The sequence below is a fragment of the Arthrobacter gallicola genome, assembly GCF_014836775.1.
In the GTDB taxonomy this organism is placed as follows: domain Bacteria; phylum Actinomycetota; class Actinomycetes; order Actinomycetales; family Micrococcaceae; genus Arthrobacter_B; species Arthrobacter_B gallicola.
This window is the reverse complement of record NZ_JACSQD010000007.1, coordinates 177,256-197,271: the sequence shown is the minus strand read 5'-3', so window position 1 is coordinate 197,271 and position 20,016 is coordinate 177,256. Positions and strand designations below refer to the sequence as shown.

Sequence of the window (20,016 nt, the reverse complement as noted above, 5' to 3'; positions counted from 1 at the left end):
TGAAGCTGCCGCGGCGCCGGAGGGCGCTCCTGCGCCGGGTTAGACCGGCTTGCCGATATCCGCGGCGTCCTGGATGGAATACGCGTAACCCTGCTCCGCCAGGAACCGCTGCCGCTTGGCCGCGAAGTCCTGGTCCAGGGTGTCGCGTGCGACGACGGTGTAGAAGTGCGCGGCCCGGCCGTCGGCCTTGGGCCGCAGCAGGCGCCCCAGCCGCTGCGCTTCCTCCTGGCGCGAACCGAAGGAGCCGGACACCTGGATGGCCACGGAGGCTTCGGGTAAGTCGATGGAGAAGTTCGCGACCTTGGACACCACCAGGGTCTTCAGCTCACCCTTACGGAACAGGTCGAACAGCCGCTGGCGTTCCTTCACCGGCGTCTCGCCCTTGATCACCGGGGCATTGAGGCGTTCGGCGAGCTCATCGAGCTGGTCGATGTACTGCCCGATCACCAGGATCTGGTCTCCCTCATGGCGGTGGACCAGCTGCTCAACCACCTTTGACTTGGTTTCCGACGTCGAGCACAGCCGGTACTTGTCGCCGTCCTCCGCCATCGCGTAGGCGACCCGCTCGTCCCGGGGCAGGTCCACCCGGACCTCGATGCAGTCGGCGGGCGCAATGTAGCCCTGCGCCTCGATGTCTTTCCACGGCGCGTCGTAGCGCTTGGGACCGATGAGGGAGAAGACCTCGCCCTCGCGTCCGTCCTCGCGCACCAGGGTGGCGGTCAGGCCGAGCCGGCGGCGGGCCTGCAGGTCAGCGGTCATCCGGAAAATGGGTGCCGGGAGCAGGTGGACCTCGTCATAGATGATCAGGCCCCAGTCGTTGGCGTCCAGGAGTTCCAGGTGGGGATAGAGTCCGCCGCGCTTGAGCGTCAGCACCTGGTAGGTGGCGATCGTGACCGGACGGACTTCCTTCACCGCCCCGGAGTATTCGCCGATCTCGTCCTCGGTCAGGGACGTGCGCTTGAGCAGTTCGTCCTTCCACTGCCGGGCGGAGACGGTGTTGGTCACCAGGATCAGGGTGGTGGTGGAGCTGGTCGCCATGGCGGCCGCCCCAACCAGGGTTTTTCCCGCGCCACAGGGCAGGACGACGACGCCGGAGCCGCCGGCCCAGAAATTCTCCGTGGCCAGCTTCTGGTACGGGCGCAGCGCCCAGCCGTCCTCGTTGAGCAGGATGGGGTGGGGAGTGCCGTCCACATACCCGGCGAAGTCCTCAGCGGGCCAGCCAAGCTTGAGCAGCAGCTGCTTCAGCTGACCGCGCATGGCCGACTGCACCACCACGGTTTCACCGTCAATCCGCGGCCCAAGCAGGGGCTGGATCTTCTTGGCGTGCAGCACTTCCTCGAGCACCGGGTAGTCGTTGGTCCGCAGGACCAGACCGTGCTGCGGGTCCTTCTCCAGCCGCAGCCGGCCGTACCGGGACATCGTTTCCTCGATGTCGATCAGCAGCGAGTGCGGCACCGGGAAGCGGGAATAGGTGAGCAGTGTGTTCAGCACCTGCTCGGCGTCCAACCCGGCCGCCCGGGCGTTCCACAGGCCCAGCGGAGTCAGCCGGTAGCTGTGGATGTGCTCGGGGGCCCGTTCCAGCTCAGCAAACGCCGCAATCGCGTGGCGCGCTTCGGTGGCCTGTGCATGATCCACTTCCAGCAGGATGGTCTTATCACTCTGGACAATCAAAGGTCCGTCAACCATGTGCCGGGCTGCCCTCCACTATTTCCACGTCCATAATCCGATGTATCGACACTACGCGCTCAACGTCGCGGCGTGGATCAAAGACCCGTACCCGGCCTTCTCCCACTGACAGAGGAACAAAAATCTCCTGCCGCTCATTCCCCTGGCTGTCCACCACGCCCATGCGGACCGAGCTTTTAATCCGGATGGCCGTGCGGAGGGTTTCCAGGCTGACCAGCGGCATTGACTCATCGTGCTTCTGGGCGCCGGCAGGTCCGCGGCCGCGCAGGGCGGCTATCTGAGCATCGAGGTCGGTGTCGCTCAGTTCCCACTGATTCACCCGGACCCGGGACGACGACGACGCGGGCACAGGCGGGCGGGCATGGGAACCGTTGGCTTCCCGGGCCCGGCCTTCCATCACCGGAGCGTAGCCAAGATCCCGGATGGCGAGTGCCAGTTCCTGGGGAGTAGCTGCCGAGGAAATGACGGTCGGCGCAAGCCGGGTCAGCCCGAGCGAGGCGGAGCGCGGATCAGCCATCAGGGCGTTCAGTCCGGCTTCGTCATCGCTGCGCAGGTAGCTCCAGGCCGCCCCGATGCGCAGGCGTCCGTGCCGGGCGGCGGTGTCCTCCACCAGGTACCGCAGGGGCTGGGGGATTTCGGTGGCCGAATAGTGTGCCAGGAACTCCAGGATGGACGCCGCATCCATCTCCGCGTCCAGGGCCCGCCGGATGGAATCGGCGGAGAACCGGTAGATTGCCGCGGGTCCCTGGCCTTCGGGGGTCGACATCAGGGCCAGCTGGCGGGCCACGGACGGTTCCAGGTAGCCGGGAGCAACGGCGGTGAGGTCAGCCTGCAGCAGGAAGGAGCTCAGCGGCTCGGGCAGAGCCTCGCGCAGCCGGCTGGCCGCTTGTTCAAAATCGGACGCGGCAACGGCCGCACCGAGTTCGGTGAGGGCGCCGGAACCGATCAGGCCCAGCTGGGCCGCTTCTTTCAGGATCCCGGGTACCAGACGGGCGAAGCGCCGCTGCAGGCGCGGCTGGTGCCAGGTGAGAGCGCTGAGCAGATCCTCGACGTCGAAGGCGCCGGAATGCGATTCGTGGCCTTCGCCGTCCGCGGAGAGGGCCGCGAGCATTTCCAGTGTTCGACGCCGGACCAGGGGAGCGTCCGGGCGGGAGAGCTCCCCGGCGAGGGCATTCAGCGATCCGCCGCCGGGCAGCGGGCCACCCACCAGGGACGGTGCCCGTTCCGCTTCCAGCCAGGACTCCACCAGGCGGCGCCACTGCACCTCGCGGTCCAGTGTCAGCCAGTCATTCTCCGCGGTTCCCCAGCGGGCGGTGGCGGCGTCGAGAACCAGGAGCCCGGAGAGCGCCGCCAGTTCCAGCAGCCAGGCGGTGGCCCCGATATCCAGCCGCAGCGCTTCGGAGACCCGGCGGACTTCCCGAACCCCGACTCCGCCTGAACGCAGGGTGCCAACGGGTGCCGTACTGGTCAGGGAGAGCAGCTCGGTGAGCAGGCGCAGGGTCTCAGCCACCGCTCCGAAGGCAGCATTGTCCCGCAGCGTGTGCGGCACGGGCCGGGGCTCCGGAGCCACGGGTTCCAGCTGGAAATCCGAGACGATGACGTGGCCGCGGGAAGCCTGTCCCACGGGCCGGGGGAGCTCCACATGCAGGGCATCGAGCGGAACCAGCAGACCGTGTGCCACGAGCCATTCCACCGGTGTAGGGGAGGGATTGTCGAGGACCGCCCGGCTGATGGCGGCCTTCTTGGGAATCGTTCCGACCGGCGAGTATTTGAAGCGCCGGAGCAGTTCACCGGTCTGCGGCGGGGCATCAGCCATGAGTGCCTCCCAGCCGGCCGGGTCTGAGACCAGATGGTGCAGCGAGTGGGCGGCGGTTGCCGGGGTATCGGCCTTCTCCAGGGGAAGCCCGCGCTCGCGCAGTCCCTCGACGATCCCCACCAGGCGCTGGCCGAACTCGGGCTGCTGGGCAGCCAGGGTGGAATAGGGCCGTCCGAGTCCGGCCGGATAGGCGCCCAGCGCATCCCCCAGAACGGAGACGGGCAGGTAGAAACGGCGTCCGGCATCGGCTTTGGGGGCGCCCGGGTGCGGCGTGGCGCGGCGGAGGAGGGCGAGGCTGTGCAGGTAGCTCAGGATCGAATCCAGGGCCTTGATGGTGGAACCGGCAATCGAGGCTTTGAGCCAGGACGCGGTGGTGCTCAGGTGGGAATCTTCATTGGTGGTCAGATCCAGTGCTTCCAGCACCTGCAGCTGAGGAGCGGTGAGCTTTTCCAGGGCGCGCTGTACGCTGATGCGCGTTGAAGCGCGGGCCGCCAGGGCCTGGAAATCCGGGACCGGGGGAAGTGCCAGGTCCGGCCGGGCGGTGAGGAGCTCACGCAGTTGTTCGTCACTGCGCGCTGCAAGGTCTTCTGCCAAGGCTCGGATCGCGGACATCGTCCAATACGTTACCCGAGTAGGGCCAAAAACAAACGGGTTAGCCGCGCCGCCGGTGCACGATTGAGCCAATTACCAGCCCGGCCATCAGGAGAAACGCGGCCGGCAGTGCGTAGAAGGCTCCGGCAGCGAAACCGGGCCAGATCTCCGCCCCTCCCAGCGCCTGCAGCAGAAGCAGTCCCAGGCTGGCGACGCCGGCGACGGCCAGCACGGCGGCCAGCACGGTCAAGATCCGCCGAACCGCCGAACGGCGGGACCGGGGCACGGCGCCTGGTCCCGGCGCAGTGCTTCCGAACGCGGAATTGGCTGTTTGTCCGGGGGTTTTACCGGTCTCGGGCAGGCGGGGCTCCATGGGCTTAAACGCTAGCAGCTAAAAATTCACGCTCACAAAGCTGCGGCCGGGGGAAGGCTTGGGGGCAGGGGATATTCTAAAGGGAACAGACTTCACCGTAGTATCTCTCTAGGTGTCCGGCCGCTGCCGGCGGATGCAGTATGGCGAGCAGTAACATACGTGCGCGTGAGCGCGCCGTACCCATTAACGAAGAACTTCAGACAAGAACGAGGTAAGCGAAGTGCCCATCGGCAAGGTCAAGTGGTTCGACACTGGTAAGGGATTTGGATTCCTGGCCACTGACGACGGCCAGGAAGTATTCCTGCATGCCTCAGCGCTTCCCTCCGGTGTGACCGAGGTGAAGCCCGGAACACGCATGGAGTTTGGTGTCGCAGACGGGCGCCGCGGCCCGCAGGCGCTGTCCGCCCGGATACTGGAGGCTCCGCCGTCGGTGGTCAAGGCTACGCGCAAACCTGCGGATGACATGGCTGTGATCACCGAAGACCTGATCAAGCTGCTCGATGGCATCTCCAATGGCCTGCGCCGTGGCAGGTACCCGGAGAAGAAGCACGCCGCCAAGGTCGCGGCGGTGCTGCGGGCCGTAGCCGACGACCTCGACGCCTAGAGGTAGAGCCTCCGAGTGAACAACGACACGACTGCTCCCACAGAAGAGCCCAAAAAGGCAACGGCCAGGAAAGCCCCGCGGCGCCCGTCCAAGCCGGATGCCGTGCTGGCTGCTGCGCTGGAAACGGCACGGGCTGGATTGCTTGAGGTGGTTCCCGAGGAACAGATCGGCGACTACATCGGCGTAGTTCCTGAGGCGGACCGGCTGGTAACGCACCGGTTCGCGGCCAATCGTCCCGGCTACCGCGGCTGGCAGTGGTTTGCCACCCTGGCCCGCGTTCCCCGCGGAAAAACCGCCACGGTTTGTGAAGTCGGGCTCCTGCCCTCGGAAGACTCGATCCTGGCGCCGGAATGGGTGCCCTGGTCCGAGCGGATCAGGCCCGAAGACGTGGCCGCCGAGGCGGCGGAAGCTGCCGCGGCCCAGGCCACTGCTGACGCAGCCGTCGAATCAGGCGCGGAACCCGAAGACACCGAAGCAGAACAGGACGCCGCTCCCAAGACTGCGGCAATGGAGGACGAATAACCGGTGAGTGTTTGGAACGCGGTTCATGATCCCGATAGGGAGGAGTGAACCCGGATGTTCCGTTCGCTTCGCATTTTCAACTACCGCATCTGGTTCCTGGGAGCGCTTGTCTCCAATATCGGCACCTGGATGCAGCGCACCGCCCAGGACTGGCTGGTTTATGACATCCTGACCCACCAGGATGCAGCAGCCATGGGGATTGTTATGGCGCTCCAGCTCGGTCCCCAGCTGCTGCTGGCCCCCTGGGCCGGCCTGATAGCGGATACGTATGACCGCCGCAAGGTCCTCCTCACCACCCAGGTGGCAATGGCTGCCCTGGGTGCGGGGCTGGGCCTGCTGGTGCTGTCCGGCCACGCGCATCTCTGGCATGTCTATGCGTTTGCCCTGGCCCTCGGCATTGTGTCAGCCATCGATGCGCCGGCACGGCAGAGCTTCGTTTCCGAAGTGGTCAGCGAAGAAAACCTGCCCAACGCCGTCGCGCTTAACAGTGCCTCCTTCAACGGTGCCCGGATGATCGGTCCGGCTGTCGCCGGTCTGCTGACCGTGGCAGTTGGTCCGGGATGGGTCTTCCTGATTAATACGGTGACGTTCGCGGCCATGATCCTGGCTCTGCTGAAGATGCGGTCCGGAGAGCTCCGCATCCTGCCGAAGGCTCCGGCCGGGAAGGGACGGATCCGCGCCGGACTGAAGTACGTGCGCTACCGGCCGGACCTGATCATGGTGCTGGTGGCCATCTTCATCGTGGGTACCTTCGGGTTGAACTTCGCCGTCTATATCGCGGCCATGGCCCGGACCGAGTTCGGCCAGGACGCCGGGATCTTTGGCCTGCTGAACTCGATCATGGCCATCGGTTCGGTGACCGGAGCCCTGCTCTCCGCCCGCAGGGACAAACCAAGGCTCCGGTTCATCTTCGGGGCAGCGGGCGCCTTCGGTCTTTCCTGCGCCGTGGCCGCGGCGTCACCCACACTGTGGATTTTTGCGCTCTCCCTGATCCCCACCGGGCTGTTTGCGCTCACCCTGATGACCAGTGCCAACGCGTACGTGCAGACGACGACGGCGCCGGTGATGCGCGGGCGGGTCATGGCGCTTTACTTCGCCATCTTTATGGGCGGCACCCCGCTGGGCGCTCCAATCGTCGGCTGGGTATCGAATGCCTTCGGACCCCGCTGGAGCCTGGGCGTCGCCGCGGCTTCCGGACTGATCACCGCCGTCATCGGCCTGGTCTGGGCCTGGCGGTCCCACCACCTGCGGCTGCACTATGACCGCACGGTCCGCCGCCGTCTGGTAGTAACGAGCCGGGAAACAGAACAGGACCCCAAGGCACCGTAGCGCCCGGGGTCCTGTCCGCGGATCGGACCGGGAGTCAGCTCACTCCGGTCCGGTCCGGCAGGATGCTACGAATGCTCGATCACGTAGTCGATGCAGTTCAGCAGGGCACTGACATCGTCCGGCTCGATTGCCACGAAGGTGGCGATGCGCAGCTGGTTGCGGCCGAGCTTGCGGTACGGCTCAACGTCCACAACGCCGTTGGCGCGCAGGGTCTTCGCGATTGCTGCAGCGTCAATCGACTCATCAAAATCAATGGTGGCGATGACGTTGGACCGGTCTTCCGGCCGGGTAACGAAAGGCGCCGCAACGGAAGAGGCCTCTGCCCAGGAGTAGATCCGGCTGGCGGAGTCCGCCGTGCGTCCGGCCGCAAAGGACAGGCCGCCGTTCGCGTTGAGCCACTGGACCTGGTCGTTCAGGGTCACCAGGGTGGCCAGGGCCGGCGTGTTGTACGTCTGGTTAAGGCGTGAATTGTCGATCGCCGTCTGCAGGTTCAGGAAATCCGGAATCCAGCGGCCGGACGCATTGATCCGGGCAGCCCGCTCAATCGCTGCGGGGGAGAACATGCCAAGCCACAGGCCGCCGTCGGAGGCAAAGTTCTTCTGCGGGGCGAAGTAGTAGACGTCCGACTCGGCAAGGTCGACGTCGAGGCCGCCTGCGGCGGAGGTGGCATCAATCAGGACCAGGGAACCTTCATCGGCGCCGGCAACCCGGCGCACGGGGGCGGCAACACCCGTGGAGGTTTCGTTCTGCGGCCAGGCGTAGACGTCCACGCCGGCTTCTGCGCGGGCCTCGGGGCGGGTGCCCGGCTCTGCCTTGATGATGCTTGAATCTGCCAGGAATGGTGCCTTGTTGGTGGCGGCTGCAAACTTGGAGCCGAACTCACCGAAGGAAAGGTGCTGGGCCTTGTTCTCCACCAGGCCGAAGGAAGCGATGTCCCAGAACGCCGTCGAACCGCCCACGCCGAGGACTACCTCGTAGCCTTCGGGAGCGGAGAACAGGCCGGACAGCCCTTCGCGGATGGAGCCGACCAGGTTCCGGACCGGTGCCTGGCGGTGGGAGGTGCCCAGGAGCTTGGCGCCGGCTGCGGACAGCGCCTCGATCTGCTGGGGACGTACCTTGGAAGGACCAGCACCGAAACGCCCGTCCTGGGGAAGAAGTTCTGCGGGGATCGTAAGCGTGGCGGTTTCGCCCATTATTGTTTGCTCCAAGCGGATTGGCAGGGTGCTGTAGATACTCCTCTATTCTGCACCTCCGGTCCCTGCCGCAGGTATTTGTGAACGGGAGTTGGCAACGGGCAGCGAAAGTGGATAATTGCCCCCGAATTGGCGCCATGGGCTAACGTGGAAGCGAACCTGCGGCGCAGTCTGCGCCGCAGTGGTTTTCAACCCAATCTTCCGCACGAATTCTAGGAGCGGCTGGTCATGACGGACCTCATCGACACAACTGAGATGTATCTTCGAACCATCCTTGAGCTCGAAGAGGAGAACATCGTGGCCCTCCGCGCGCGGATCGCAGAGCGTCTGCGGCATTCCGGCCCGACGGTCTCGCAGACCATCGGACGGATGGAGCGTGACGGGCTGGTTGTTGTGTCAGGGACCCGGCAGCTGGAACTGACCGAACTTGGCCGGCGCCGCGCCACCGAGGTTATGCGTAAACACCGTCTCGCCGAGCGGCTGCTGGCGGACGTGATCGGGCTGGACTGGGCGTACGTCCACGATGAGGCGTGCCGCTGGGAGCATGTGATGAGTGAACGCGTTGAACGCCGGCTCTATGACCTGCTCGGCCAGCCCACGGAGTCCCCGTACGGCAATCCCATCCCGGGCCTGGAGGCACTGGGCGGAATCACCGCCCTGGCCCCTGCGGACGGCTACCGGGACCTGGTCTCCGCCGTCAGCGCAGCCGCTCCCGGCACGCCGATGAACCTGCTGCGGCTGGCAGAACCCATCCAGGTGGACCCGGAGCTGCTGGCGCAGCTGGATGAGGCCGGGCTGCGCCCCGGCGCCTCCATTACCGCGGAGGTGGTCGGCGGGTACATCTCCGTCCGTGTGCCCGGCATTGAAGGCGCTTTGGAGCTCCCCACCGAAGTGGCCGCGCACGTTTTCGTCACCAGCCAGGCGTAGCCGGTCCGGTTCCGGAACCGCACGGTTTCCCGGTGGTTATGGCGGGCGCTGCCGGCCAGCTGTCCGGGGACTGGGTAACGGAATGGTATCTTTTGGGATTTTTCCCCTATAGTGACTTCTGACTACAGCAACAACACCGTTCACCGGTCCGACAGCCGAACCCTGCCACTGGACCGCAGGTGTAACCGTTCGCAGGCAGGGGCGGAGGACCCATCAACCGGCAGTGCCAGCACTGTCTTGGGGTGAAGCCTCCGAGCAGCACAGGAATTCCGCACAGCGGTACTCCCGCGCGTCGTGGGCCGAGTTCTCTACTCGAATCCGACAGCTAACTTCGCAGGCTTTGTAGAGAGGGAACCACTTGTCGAAGCACGTTGCTTCGGGCAGGCGCAGGGCCGAAACCACGGCCGCTCCAGTGCGCCCACGTGCCGCCGCCGGGACCACCGGCCGGCGACGCGCGGAACCTGTCCGCCGCCCGCTGGGGGGATCTGCCCAGAAATTTGCCATCACGGCCGCCGCCTCCGGGCTGGTGCTGACCGTTGCCCTGCCGACGACGGCAGCAGCCGTCGATCCGCTGCCGGCGCCGGAAGCCACTGCGGCTCCCGCCCCGGTTTCCGCCGATCCCAACGCCACACTGGAGTTCGACCGGGCGGCGCTGACCAGCAAGTTTGATCCGGATGCGAAGCTGCAGGGACTCAGCGTGGCCGGCTCGGATGTCATCCCGGCAGCTGCCAAAGGCACGCTCGCGACTCCGCTGGACTCCGAGCTGGTGCAGACCTCAGCCTTCGGTTACCGGGTCAGCCCCATCACCGGCGCGGCGGGAGAGCTGCATACCGGCCAGGACTTTGCGGCAGCCTGCGGCACTGAGGTGTCCGCCGCCGCGGCAGGCAAGGTTAAGTCCGCCGGATGGCACGCCTACGGCGGTGGAAACCGGGTAGTCGTGGACCACGGCAACGGGGTGGAAACCACGTACAACCACCTCTCAGCGATCAGTGTCTCTGTGGGGGATGAAGTCCAGCGCGGTGACCTGGTGGGAGCCAGCGGCACCACGGGCGCCTCGACGGGCTGCCACCTGCATTTTGAGGTACTCGTAAACGGCACTCCTGTCGACCCTCTCGGCTGGCTGTGACCGCTCCAATATCTTTTCGTGACCTGAGCGTGACATTTCCTTGATGTTGTTATATTCTCGTCACCGTGCCTGATCGGCCTAAAGGTCAAGCACTCTCAAGCGGATCGCCGAGCTCTGCCACCGTTTGAGATCCGTTCGCAAAATCGCATGGCAGAGGCGGGGGAACCAATTTCGGGTTTCGAAAGAAGCCCTAGGGGTTAAGTTGCCGGACTTCGCAGTCCGGCGGCCGGGTGACTCCCATCCGAATCCGACAGCTCACCTCGTAGGCATTGGGAGAGGCAAAAACTGTGTCATCAATCAAATCTGGCCGCCGTCGCGCTGCCACCGCTCCGACCAGCACGCTTACGGCCCTTTCCAAGGCTGTAACCGCCAACGCAGGAACCGTCGGCCGCCAGGCCGCCGTCGTCGTCGCAGCTTCCGGCCTTGTTCTGGCCGCTGGTATGCCGGCCCAGGCCGCTCCGGTTTCGACCGACCGCCAGGCACTTGAAGCAACCCCCCTTAACGTTGTGACCTCCAACGGGACCGTAACGGTCTCCGAGCAGGCACCCTTCGATCTTCCGGTTGCCCCGCTTGCGGGCTCGCTTTCCGGTGCTGAAGCCCGCGCCCAGATCGCTGCCGCTGAGCTGGCTGCAGCGGAAGAAGCCGCTGCCGCCGTCGCCGCCCAGCAGGAGGCATACGCTGCACAGCAGGCCGCCGCCGCACCGGCGCCGGCCCCGGCCGCCTCAGGCGTCACCACCGCCTCCTCCGCACCGGCAGCTGCTGCACCTGCGGTCAGCGCCAGCGGCGTTGCTGCGGGCCTGGTTGCGTCCGCCTACGCTCAGATCGGCGTCGCACAGGACTGCACCGCCATGGTCGAGAAGGCTCTGCGTTCGGTTGGCAAGTCCGTCGGCGACCTCGCCCCGGCCCAGTTCTTCGCCTACGGCACCGTAGTGGGATCCCCGCAGGCCGGCGATCTGGTTATCACCGGCGGGCACGTTGCGATCTACGTCGGCAACGGCCAGGTCATCAGCGGCGGTCTCAACGGCATGAACACCGGCCTCCACTCCCTGTCCGATCTTCCCGGCGCAAGCTTCGTCCGCGTCAGCTGACACGGTCAGATAAACGGAGCACACCGCCATGACCTCGACAACTGAGCGCGCCCGCCACCGGGCGCCTGTCCAGCGCACCAGCTCACTGACCGCGCTGGCCGACGCCGTCACCTCCAACGCGGGAACGGTCGGCCGCCAGGCTGCCGTCATCGCCGCTGCCTCCGGCCTGGTGCTCAGCACCGGCGTCGCCGCAAATGCAGCAGGACCGGAACTTTCCCGCGATGTGCAGACCAGCAAGCTGGATCTGTCTTCTATCCCGCTGCAGGTTCCCGCGGATGCCGTTGGCCCTGAGCTCACGTTCGCTCCGGTTCCGGGCGTCATCGTGGCCGAAGAGCCGGTAGTTGAGGCCGTGACGGTTCAGTCGCAGGAAATCACCACTCCGGCAGCTGAGGCTCCCGCCCAGGCGGCAACCGCCCAGACCGCAGCTGCTCCGGCGGCTTCCGCGGCACCGGCTGCCTCCTCCGGGATTGCCGCCACAATTGCCGCAGCTGCCTACGCCCAGCTGGGTGTGATGCAGGACTGCACCATGCTCGCTACCAACGCCCTGGCAGCGGCAGGCATCAACTTCCACGGATGGCCGGCGGGTTACCTCTCCCTGGGCCGTACCGTAAGCGCGGGCGAAGCAATTCCCGGCGATCTGATCTACTACGCCGACGGCGGCATGGGCATGGCCCACATTGCTGTTTACGTTGGCAATGGTCAGGCCGTCCACGGCGGTTTCTTCGGCAACCAGACCGTTGTTGCGCCGGCTGAGCTTGGCTCCGGCGGCGTGTACATCCGCGTCGGCGGCTAGCAGCAGCCAGAACCTGACACAGTTCACCAAAGGACTCTCCCCTCCGGGAGGGTCCTTTGGTGTTTCCGGACGCGAATCACGCTCAGCCTCCGCCGGTATTTCGAGCCGATTAAATAGCGGGAATCGAAATCCCGGCTTACCCTTGCAATGAAGATTCAAAGAACCGCAGTGCCGGTGGACCTTTTTTCTTGCCGGACCCGCGGGAAGGCGTAGAGGAACGTGCATGCGAACCCTGGTGCTGAATGCGGGCTACGAGCCGCTGGCCGTTGTCACCTTCCGGCGCGCACTGGTTCTGGTGCTGACCGGAAAGGCGAGTGTGCTGGCAGAGAGCGGTGTGCCTGTGGTGAGTCCGGCCGATGTTTTTGGGCGCCCCTCGGTGATCCTGCTGAACCGGTACGTCAGTATTCCCTACCGTGAGGACTCCGTTGCCACCCGCAGGGGAGTCCTGCGGCGCGACGCCCACTCCTGCGCGTACTGCGGCAAACAAGCCTCCACCGTGGATCATGTGGTCCCGAAGTCCCGGGGCGGTGAGGACAGCTGGGAGAACCTGGTGGCGTGCTGTCTGCGCTGCAACAACAACAAAGGGGACAAAACGCTGAACCAGCTCGGCTGGAAGCTGCGGTTTACTCCAAGGCCGCCCCGCGGCGCCCGCTGGCAGATCCGTGAACTTGACCAGCCTGCGGCTCAGTGGAGCCCTTTCCTTGGCGACACGGCCGCCTGATGAAACCTCAAACCGGGACGCTGCCGGTCTTCAACGCGGTGGTCCTCGCTGGCGGGAGGTCCTCCCGGCTGGGCGGAGTCCCCAAGGCAGGACTCATTCTTGAGGGGAAAACCCTCCTCGAACGTACTCTTGACACTGTTCGGCAGGCCGGCCGTGTCGCTGTTGCCGGGCCCGCCGAGCTGGAGGACGTCCTGCCCGCTGTACCCGCGCAGTGTTTCTTTGTCCGGGAAGAGCCTGCCTTCTCCGGCCCTGCGGCGGCCGTCGGGGCGGCGGTGGATGCGCTTTGCCGTGCCGGCGCCGCTGAGGACTCTGTGCCCCCCTGGACTCTGGTGCTGGCCTGCGACATGCCCGGGGCTGCCGGAGCCGTCCAGGCACTGCTGGCCGAGGCCAGCAGTGAGCCAGGCACGTCGCTCATGGCCAGGGACAGCAGCGGGGCGCTGCAGCCGCTGGCAGCTCTGTACCGGACGGATGAGCTGCGCGGTGCAGTGCAATCGCGCAGTTCGGTGAACGGACATCCCGGGGGACTGGAGAATCTCTCAATGTTCCGGCTCCTTGCTAGGGTGCAGTGGAGAGAGGTTGCCGTGCCGGAGGGAAGCACCGCTGACGTGGACACCTGGGCCGATGCCGGAAAGTGGGGGATCAGCCCGGGCAGCCGCGCTGTTTGAGCCCTGCCGGTTCCGCGCCGACGCCCCAGGAACAAAAGGAGCCAAGATGGGAAGCCAGCAGGAAACACTCGAGACCTGGGCGCAGCAGCTGCTGCGGTCCCTCGAACTTGAGGGAACAGCAGTCGACATTGACGCCGTCCTGGACCTGGCGGCAGCTGCAGCGCACAACGTTGTCCGCCCGGCGGCTCCGTTGACGACGTTCATCGCCGGCCTCGCCGCCGGACTGGCCGCGGGAAGCGGGCAGGCGGACGAGAACCTCGCCATGCGGGCGGCTATCCGTGCCGCCCAGCGCGAATGTGAAGCCGCAGCTTCGGAGGCAGGCAAGTGAACGCTCCGGTTCCGGTGATTCTCCCGCTGCAGCCCAACACCTCCTGGGACCAGGCCCGCAAGGCAGCCTATGCGGCCGCGCGTCCGCTGCCGTTTGAGACGGTCCCCCTCGCCGAAGCGCTGGGGCTGACTTTGGCATCGGATGCCCTCGCACTCCAGCCGGTTCCGCACTATGCGTCCTCGGCCATGGACGGCTGGGCCGTAGCCGGAGCGCCGCCGTGGAAAATCGTCACAGCGGAAGAGCCCGAGCATGAGCGCTGGCAGATCCATAAGGAATCCGGCCGCCGGCCACTGCAGCCCGGAGAAGCTGTGCCCATCCTCACCGGCGGGCTGGTGCCCGTGGGCGGAGAAGCGATCCTTCGGTCGGAAAACGGCCAGCTGAGCGAGGGGGACCCGGCAATCCTGGTGCCGGGGCCCACAGCCCGGAGCGATGAACCCCGTCCCGGTGAGCACATCCGGCCGGCAGGTGAAGAAGCCGCGGCGGGGGAGACCGCCATTGCCGCCGGGACAGTCCTTAACCCGGCGCATATTGCCCTTGCCGCCGTCTGCGGTCACGACACCCTGCCCGTGCTCCGTGCTCCGCGTGTTTCCCTGCTGCTGACCGGTGACGAAGTTATCGAAGCCGGTCTGCCCGATTCGGGTCAGGTCAGGGACACCTTCGGCCCGCAGCTCCCGCAGCTGATCGGCATGCTGGGAGGCCGGGTCGATGCCGTTCGGCGCCTGGCGGACCGGTTGGAGGACGTTATTGCCGCCCTGAGCACGGACGCGGTCGACGAAACGTCACTGGCCATGTCATCCGGGGACGTGCTCGTAACCACCGGCGGCACTGGGACTTCCGCCGCGGATCATCTGCGCCGGGCCCTGCATGCTGTGGACGCGGAACTGCTGATCGACGGCATTGCCATGCGCCCCGGTCATCCCACCCTGCTGGCACGCTTGCCGGACGGACGTTTCGTCGTCGCGCTTCCCGGGAACCCCCTGGCGGCGATGATGGCTGTCTTCACCGTGCTGCAGCCGCTGCTGGCCGGACTGCGGGGCGCCGAGTTCCCGCGGGAGCGCCACGTCCTGGCCGGCGTCGACATCGATCCGCTGCCTGGCCGGACCCGGCTGGTGCCGAGCCGGATCCAGGACGGACGCTCCGTACCCTCGCAGTACTACCGTTCGGGGATGCTCCGCGGGCTGGCGGACGCTGATGCCGTGATGGTGATCCCCGAATCCGGCTGCACTGCGGATGAGTCGGTTACCGCGCTTCCCCTGCCATGGCAGGTGAAGCAGGCTCCAGCCGGATAATTACGGATTTGGAGGTGGGGGTGCCGCTGACATCGGCCACGGAGTCCAGCGGCACGAGCACGTTCGCCTCCGGGTAGTACGCCGCAGCGCAGCCGGCCGGGGTGCTGTAGGCAACCGCCCGGAACCCCGGCGCCCGCCGTTCCACGCCATCGCGGTACTCGGAGACCATGTCCACCATGTCTCCGTCCTGCAGCCCGGCAGCCGCCAGGTCAGCGGCATTGACGAAGACCACGCGGCGTCCGCCGTAGATGCCGCGGTATCTGTCGTCCTTGGCATAGATAGTGGTGTTGTACTGGTCGTGCGCCCGCAGGGTCTGCAGGATAAGCCGGCCTTCGGGGACCCGCGGGTACTGCAGCTCATTTGCGGTGAACCGTGCCTTGCCGGTGGCCGTGGCGAACTTCCGCCCGTCCCGTGGACCGTTGGGAAGCACGAATCCGCCGCCGCCGTGCCGAATCTTCGCCTCGAAACCCTCAAAGCCCGGGATCACGTTTTCGATGTGGCTGCGGATCACCGAGTAGTCTGCCCGGGCGGCTATCCAGTCCAGTGTCGGGGCGTTCGCGCGGAACGGGGCCTTGGCGCCGGTGAACAGCCGTTCAGCGAGCTCACATACGATGGCCACTTCCGAGCGGACCTGCGGGCCGGGCGGATCCAGACGGCCCTGGGACGCATGGACGGCGCTCATGGAATCCTCCACCGTGACCCGCTGGTCCCCGCCGGCCTGGGTGTCCCTGTCGGTGCGGCCCAGGGCCGGCAGGATCAGGGCCCGGCGGCCGTGCACCAGGTGGGACTTGTTCAACTTCGTCGATACCTGCACGGTAAGCGCGGTGTTGCGGAGGGCCTCTTCCGTGACGTCTGAGTCCGGGGTGGCCCGGATGAAGTTACCGCCCATGGCCATAAAAACGCGCACCTTGGAATCGCGCATGGCCCGGATCGCGTTGACGGTGTCGTACCCGTGCCTCCGCGGAGACGCAAAGCCGAATTCGCCGTCTAGCCTGTCATGGAAGGCCTCCGGCATCCGCTCAAAGATGCCCATGGTGCGGTCACCCTGAACATTGGAGTGCCCGCGCACCGGGCACACGCCGGCACCGGGACGGCCAACATTGCCCTGGAGCAGCAGCACATTCACGACGTCGCGCAGCATGGGTACGGAGTGCTTGTGCTGGGTCAGGCCCATGGCCCAGCAGACCACCGTGGACTTCGCTGCGGTCATGCGGGCTCCGAGCGACTCGATCTGCGCCCGGGTCAGGCCGCTGGCCGTGCAGATTTCCTCCCAGGAAACCCCGCGGACAGCGCTCAGATACCCGTCCAGCCCATCGGTGTAGGAAGTGATGAACTGGTGGTCGAAGACGTTGCCGTGTTCCTCCTCCTGTTCCAGCAGGTATTTTCCCAGGCCTTGGAAGAGTGCCTGGTCCCCGCCGAGCCGGATCTGCAGGAAGTCGTCGGCGAGCTGGGTGCCCCCGCCGAACCTGCTGCCCAGGAGGCCCGACGCCGTTTGCGGGTTGTCGAACCGGAGCAGGCCGGCTTCCGGCAGCGGGTTGACCGCGATGATGGTGGCCCCGTTCTTTTTGGCCCGTTCCAAGGCCGTCAGCATGCGGGGATGGTTGGTGCCGGGATTCTGCCCCGCCACAATGATCAGGTCCGAGCCCTGGACGTCCTCCAGACTGACGGTGCCCTTTCCGATGCCGAGCGTTTCGGTGAGTGCCGAGCCGGAGGACTCGTGGCACATGTTTGAGCAGTCCGGCAGGTTGTTTGTTCCGATTCCGCGCACCATCAGCTGATAGAGGAAGGCAGCCTCATTGGAGGTCCGGCCGGACGTATAAAACACCGCCTCATCCGGGGAGTCCATGGCCGCGAGTTCCTCGACGATGATGTCGTAGGCCTGGTCCCAGCTGATAGGGCGGTAGTGGGTGCCGCCCGCGTCGAGCACCATCGGATGGGTGAGGCGGCCCTGCTGCCCCAGCCAGTAGTCGTCCATTTCCAGCATGTCCGCCACCGAATGCCCGGCGAAGAACTCCGGTGGGACCCGGCGTTTAGTGGCCTCCTCGGCAACGGCTTTGGCCCCGTTCTCACAGAATTCCGCGGCGTGGCGCTTATCCCCTTCCGGCCAGGCACAGCCGGGGCAGTCGAAGCCCTTCTTCTGATTGACCTGCAGGAGTGTCTGGGCACTGCGCAGGGGCCCCATCTGATCGAAGGACAGACGCAGGGAGTTGATGACTGCCGGCAGGCCCACGGCGTGCTTGGCCGGTTCACCGATCCGCAGCCGGGATTCGTCGATTCCATCTTTCGGAGCCTTGCTTGGCACAGCCACCACGTCCTTGTGTAGGAAATCACCTAGTCTGTTGCTAGGGCCAGTGTAGGACGTATCAAGGAGTGTAGGCATGGGACGGGTTTCACGGCGTGGCCGGGTCACGCGGTTCCGCACGGATGGCACGGTCAGCCGGCGGGATGACGTGCTGGCGGGGGAAGAGCCGTTGGAAATCCGTTTCCAGGGGCGTTCCTTTACGGTGACCATGCGCACCCCCGGAGATGACTTTGACCTGGTGGCAGGGTTCCTGGTGTCTGAGGGGGTCATCTGGGAAGCGGGGCAGCTCATCAGCCTGCGCTACTGCGCCGGGGTGGACGAGCAAGGGCAGCAGACATTCAATGTGGTGGACGTCCAGCTGCGTCCGGGAACCCCGCTGCCGGACACCGGTATGGAGCGGCACGTCTACACCTCCAGCTCCTGCGGCATCTGCGGAACGGCATCCATTGAAGCGGTGCGCAAGTCATCGCATTTCGACGTCGCTTCCGACGGCGTCCGGGTGCCGCTTGATGTCCTGGCCTCGCTGCCGGACAGGCTCCGCAGCCACCAGGCACTGTTCGAAAAGACCGGCGGTGTGCATGCGGCAGGACTTTTCACTGCAGATGGTGAACTGCTGTGCCTGCGGGAGGATGTAGGCCGGCACAACGCGGTGGACAAAGTGGTGGGCTGGGCGCTGCGGGCAGGGCTTCTGCCACTGCGCGGGACCGTGCTGCAGGTCTCCGGACGAGCGTCCTTTGAACTTGTTCAGAAAGCACAGCTGGCGGGTATCCCGGTCCTCGCTGCGGTCTCCGCGCCCTCCGCACTGTCCGTGGACCTGGCCCGGGACGCGGGCATGACGCTGGTGGGCTTCAGCCGGGGGACATCCCTGAACTGTTACTGCTTCCCGGAGCGCATCGAGGCAAAATCCTCCGTTGTGGCTGGCGCCGGGACCGGTGCCTAGCTGCTGGGCAGCAGCACTTCCACGCAGGTGCCCTCGTTGACAACGGATGTCAGGCTGATCTGTCCGCCGTGCTGGTGGACCATGTCCTGGACGATTGCCAGGCCCAGTCCCGTGCCGGGAATGGCAGCGGATGTCGCATTGGAAGCCCGGAAGAAGCGGCTGAAGAGCTTAGGCTGATCCTCCGCCGGGATGCCGATGCCAGTGTCCTGGACCCGGACGCGCGCCATCGCCGGAGTGCCGTCCGTCCCCGGAAGGAGATCGGCAAAGAGGCGGACGGCGCCGTCGGCGGGAGTGAACTTCACCGCGTTGGAAGCCAGGTTGGTGAAGACCCTCTCCAGCTGTTCCCTGTCCCCGTCCAGTCGAAGCCCGGCGTCTGCACAGGTCAGCGAGAGTTCGATGTTCCGGCTCGCCGCAGCGGGGGTCAGGGATGCGATGACCTGCTGCAGCAAATCCTGCAGGTTGATGTGCTCGATGTCCATGCGGACTTCTTCGGCGTCGCTGCGCGAGATGGTGAGCAGGTCGCCGATGAGGTGGTTCAACCGGTTCGCGTTCCGTCCGACGATCTCCAGCATCTGGGCGGTTTCGGGAGAGATCCCGCCGCCGGAGCCGTCCAGGATCAGGTCCAGGTAGCCGGTGATCGATGTCAGCGGGGTTCGGAGCTCATGGTTGATGGTGGCGACGAAGTCAGTTTTCTCCCGGTCCAGCTGGCGCTGCCGGGCCAGGACCGCCCGCTGGGCGGTGATCAGGTGCCCCTGCACCAGGCCGTGCGCCAGGTTGCCGCTGACATGCTGGATCAGCGAAAGTTCGGTGGGAGTCCAGACCCGGGCAGCGTTCTCCCCGGCAAGCCAGATGATGCCGAAAGGCCGGTCACCGTGGCCCAGCGGAACGATCACCGAGGTGCGCAGTCCCGCGTTCCGCGGTTCCGGATGGAGAATCGGGTGGGTGTCGCACTCCGGGTCCAGATGGTCCCGGGCCGCCAGCATCGTGTTGTTGTCCCACAGCATCTCGGCCACCGCGGCCGCCTGTGCGGGGTCCGGCACCGGGATGGACGCTGCCGCACCGGGCCTGCTCCAGGAGTTCCCCAGCTCCGGGACCCGTTCATCCGGAAAAATGGTCAGCAGCACGTGGTCCGCAGCGAAGGCATCGCCCAGGCCGGAAACCACGGCCTCAGCCATAATGTGCGGATCGTTCGTGGCCCGCACTGCCGCCGAGATGACGCGCGCTTTTCCCCGCAGGAGGTTGTTGGATTCCCGGCGGCGGCGCAGGGCCAGCGACTCCGCCCGGATGAGCGCAGCCCGGTAGGAGAGTTCGTTGCCGGTGAGCGGAGTCAGCACAAAGTCGGTGATCCCGCGCCTGACCATGTCCTCGACGTCGAGCAGTTCACCCGGCGTGACCAGGATGACCGGGGGGCCGGAACCTTCCGCGGCGGGGAGCAGCCAGCGCCGCAGCTCGGGTCCGGCAGCGTCCACGGCTGCGGTATCGACGACGGCGAGGACCGGGAGCGCGGCGGAATCGGCGGCGGTGCCGGCGGGCAGCGGCCGCAGTTGCGCCTGCATCAGCGCCTGCTCAACAGCCGTCCGAAGGCCGGGGTCACTGACAGCAACCAGCGCCGGGAAGTCATCGTTGGGGCTGTCCGTGAATGAGCCCTGATGGGTCGGCGCCGTAGTCATAGCGGCCTTTCGTTCTGTGTGCCCGGCCGGGTGCGGACCGTTTGCAGTGTATC

General features: G+C 66.2%; 18 protein-coding genes and 2 riboswitches. Of the genes, 12 read left to right on the top strand and 6 right to left on the bottom strand.

Annotated features, from left to right (window positions below; genetic code table 11):
* Positions 1-39: 39 nt before the first annotated feature.
* From H9639_RS14945 to H9639_RS14935, 3 genes are read right to left on the bottom strand one after another with little or no spacing between them, the layout of a single operon-like run.
* Positions 40-1,686, bottom strand: a complete 1,647-nt coding sequence (locus tag H9639_RS14945; RefSeq protein ID WP_191808863.1) for a DNA repair helicase XPB — start codon at positions 1,684-1,686, stop codon at positions 40-42.
* A complete protein-coding gene (locus H9639_RS14940) occupies positions 1,679-4,114 on the bottom strand; it encodes a helicase-associated domain-containing protein (protein WP_191808862.1) in 2,436 nt (811 codons plus the stop codon). Before H9639_RS14940 ends, H9639_RS14945 begins: the two co-directional genes overlap by 8 nt.
* Positions 4,115-4,154: 40 nt before the next feature.
* Positions 4,155-4,466, bottom strand: coding sequence for a hypothetical protein (locus tag H9639_RS14935; RefSeq protein ID WP_191808861.1), 312 nt, complete (start codon positions 4,464-4,466; stop codon positions 4,155-4,157).
* A gap of 220 nt (positions 4,467-4,686) precedes the next feature.
* Here H9639_RS14935 and H9639_RS14930 point away from each other — a divergent pair, with 220 nt between their 5' ends.
* The 3 genes from H9639_RS14930 to H9639_RS14920 are packed head-to-tail and all read left to right on the top strand — an operon-like array spanning position 4,687 to position 6,921.
* On the top strand, positions 4,687-5,070 hold the full coding sequence (locus H9639_RS14930; protein ID WP_191808860.1) for a cold-shock protein: 384 nt from the start codon (positions 4,687-4,689) through the stop codon (positions 5,068-5,070).
* Between the two features lie 15 nt (positions 5,071-5,085).
* Entirely contained in the window at positions 5,086-5,592 is a 507-nt protein-coding gene (locus H9639_RS14925) for a DUF3027 domain-containing protein (RefSeq protein WP_191808859.1), read from the top strand.
* 54 nt (positions 5,593-5,646) lie between these two features.
* A complete protein-coding gene (locus H9639_RS14920; RefSeq protein WP_191808858.1) occupies positions 5,647-6,921 on the top strand; it encodes an MFS transporter in 1,275 nt (424 codons plus the stop codon).
* Positions 6,922-6,986: 65 nt separating this feature from the next.
* Here H9639_RS14920 and serC read toward each other — a convergent pair whose 3' ends face one another.
* On the bottom strand, positions 6,987-8,114 hold the full coding sequence (gene serC / locus H9639_RS14915) for a phosphoserine transaminase (protein WP_191808857.1): 1,128 nt from the start codon (positions 8,112-8,114) through the stop codon (positions 6,987-6,989).
* Positions 8,115-8,342: 228 nt separating this feature from the next.
* Between serC and H9639_RS14910 the strand changes: the two genes are divergently transcribed.
* From H9639_RS14910 to H9639_RS14880, 8 genes are all read left to right on the top strand, one after another.
* The gene (locus tag H9639_RS14910; RefSeq protein WP_191808856.1) at positions 8,343-9,041 is read left to right on the top strand and encodes a metal-dependent transcriptional regulator; all 699 of its coding nucleotides are present in this window, start codon (positions 8,343-8,345) and stop codon (positions 9,039-9,041) included.
* Between the two features lie 143 nt (positions 9,042-9,184).
* A riboswitch (cyclic di-AMP (ydaO/yuaA leader) is annotated at positions 9,185-9,396 on the top strand.
* Positions 9,397-9,399: 3 nt separating this feature from the next.
* A complete protein-coding gene (locus H9639_RS14905) occupies positions 9,400-10,167 on the top strand; it encodes a M23 family metallopeptidase (protein WP_191808855.1) in 768 nt (255 codons plus the stop codon).
* Between the two features lie 126 nt (positions 10,168-10,293).
* A riboswitch (cyclic di-AMP (ydaO/yuaA leader) is annotated at positions 10,294-10,450 on the top strand.
* Positions 10,451-10,454: 4 nt separating this feature from the next.
* Positions 10,455-11,255, top strand: a complete 801-nt coding sequence (locus H9639_RS14900; RefSeq protein ID WP_191808854.1) for an NlpC/P60 family protein — start codon at positions 10,455-10,457, stop codon at positions 11,253-11,255.
* 28 nt (positions 11,256-11,283) lie between these two features.
* On the top strand, positions 11,284-12,048 hold the full coding sequence (locus H9639_RS14895; RefSeq protein WP_191808853.1) for an NlpC/P60 family protein: 765 nt from the start codon (positions 11,284-11,286) through the stop codon (positions 12,046-12,048).
* 223 nt (positions 12,049-12,271) lie between these two features.
* The gene (locus tag H9639_RS14890) at positions 12,272-12,769 is read left to right on the top strand and encodes an HNH endonuclease (RefSeq protein ID WP_191808852.1); all 498 of its coding nucleotides are present in this window, start codon (positions 12,272-12,274) and stop codon (positions 12,767-12,769) included.
* A complete protein-coding gene (mobA, locus tag H9639_RS14885; protein WP_225219648.1) occupies positions 12,769-13,434 on the top strand; it encodes a molybdenum cofactor guanylyltransferase in 666 nt (221 codons plus the stop codon). The genes H9639_RS14890 and mobA overlap by 1 nt, the downstream gene beginning before the upstream one ends.
* A 46-nt stretch (positions 13,435-13,480) precedes the next feature.
* Positions 13,481-13,762 (top strand): DUF6457 domain-containing protein, encoded by a 282-nt coding sequence (locus tag H9639_RS16945; protein ID WP_225219647.1) that lies wholly within the window; start codon positions 13,481-13,483, stop codon positions 13,760-13,762.
* Positions 13,759-15,051, top strand: a complete 1,293-nt coding sequence (locus tag H9639_RS14880) for a molybdopterin molybdotransferase MoeA (protein ID WP_191808851.1) — start codon at positions 13,759-13,761, stop codon at positions 15,049-15,051. The genes H9639_RS16945 and H9639_RS14880 overlap by 4 nt, the downstream gene beginning before the upstream one ends.
* Here H9639_RS14880 and H9639_RS14875 read toward each other — a convergent pair.
* A complete protein-coding gene (locus tag H9639_RS14875; protein ID WP_191808850.1) occupies positions 15,002-17,353 on the bottom strand; it encodes an FdhF/YdeP family oxidoreductase in 2,352 nt (783 codons plus the stop codon). The genes H9639_RS14880 and H9639_RS14875 overlap by 50 nt on opposite strands.
* Positions 17,354-17,429: 76 nt before the next feature.
* On the opposite strand from H9639_RS14875, the gene fdhD reads away from it, so the two are divergent.
* The gene (gene fdhD / locus H9639_RS14870; protein ID WP_191808849.1) at positions 17,430-18,293 is read left to right on the top strand and encodes a formate dehydrogenase accessory sulfurtransferase FdhD; all 864 of its coding nucleotides are present in this window, start codon (positions 17,430-17,432) and stop codon (positions 18,291-18,293) included.
* Here the strand turns inward: fdhD and H9639_RS14865 are convergent.
* Positions 18,290-19,963, bottom strand: a complete 1,674-nt coding sequence (locus H9639_RS14865; RefSeq protein ID WP_191808848.1) for a sensor histidine kinase — start codon at positions 19,961-19,963, stop codon at positions 18,290-18,292. The genes fdhD and H9639_RS14865 overlap by 4 nt on opposite strands.
* Positions 19,964-20,016: the final 53 nt, after the last annotated feature.